Origin of the sequence: Halobacillus sp. BBL2006, from assembly GCF_000786645.1 — a bacterium.
In the GTDB taxonomy this organism is placed as follows: Bacteria; Bacillota; Bacilli; order Bacillales; family Halobacillaceae; genus Halobacillus.
In genome coordinates this window covers 1-901 of the sequence record NZ_JRNX01000965.1, presented here as the reverse complement: position 1 = coordinate 901, position 901 = coordinate 1, and the positions used below count along the sequence as shown (strand labels likewise).

Below are 901 nucleotides of genomic sequence, written 5' to 3'. Positions count from 1 at the left end.
TCTTGTTTTGTTTTTTCTAAATCATCTTCATTTCTAGCAATGACAATCACGTCTGCCCCCGCTTCTGCGAAAGCTAGGGTGATCGCTTTTCCTATTCCTTTCGTTCCTCCGGTAACAACGGTTAATTTATCATCTAGTCTAAAGTTTGGTAAGTACATCTTTTTCCTCCTGATTTGGATTGAATTTTCAGTATAGTATAACATTTTCGCAAATTCTTTACATTTCCATAGAATTCCACTAAACTAAAGTCTGTCAACTTAAAAGGGGGTCTTTTTTTATGAAAAAATGGTTATTAGCTTTAGGTCTTACCAGTGCACTTATGGTAGCAGGATGCAGTAGTGATTCTGCAGAAGAGGACACCAACGGTGATTCAGACAACCAAACGGAAGAAACAAATACGAATGATGAGCAAAGCAACGATGAACAGGCTACAAAAAAAGAACTGTTAAATGCTCAAATGAACTTAAAGGATGCATTCAAAGATTACCAGGCCAAAATTGCAGCTTATGAAGCAGCCGTCTCGGAAGAAGAGCCTGATCCTGAAGCAATTAAAACGTCAGGTGAAGAAGCGTTAACAGCTGCTCAAGAAGCATCTGAGGAAGCTTCTAACTACACTGTAGAAGCTGACCTATCTGAAGATATGAAATCCCAGTACCAAGAAGCGATCTCGTCCTTACAAGCATACTATGAAGAGGTGGCTTCTGCACTAGAAGGAAATGTGGAAGAAGCCGATCTTTCAACAGCAGATGAGAAATTCACTGAGTTCAACGACAAGCTTGGAGAAATGTATAAAGAAGCAGGTCTTCTTGCTCCAAACATGAAAGATGAACTTTCTTAATTAAAAAAAGCCTGACGGTTAATGATAACCGTCAGGCTTTTTTTTAATTTCTTATTGAATTCG

Annotated in this window: 2 protein-coding genes; one reads left to right on the top strand and one right to left on the bottom strand. The window is 38.6% G+C overall.

What is annotated here, in order from left to right; all coding sequences use genetic code 11:
- Nucleotides 1–158: SDR family NAD(P)-dependent oxidoreductase (locus tag LD39_RS21440; RefSeq protein ID WP_035553887.1), on the bottom strand; the 158-nt coding region annotated here is incomplete at its 3' end.
- A gap of 119 nt (nt 159–277) precedes the next feature.
- On the opposite strand from LD39_RS21440, the gene LD39_RS21435 reads away from it, so the two are divergent.
- On the top strand, nt 278–838 hold the full coding sequence (locus tag LD39_RS21435) for a hypothetical protein (RefSeq protein ID WP_035553884.1): 561 nt from the start codon (nt 278–280) through the stop codon (nt 836–838).
- The last annotated feature ends 63 nt before the right edge of the window (nt 839–901 follow it).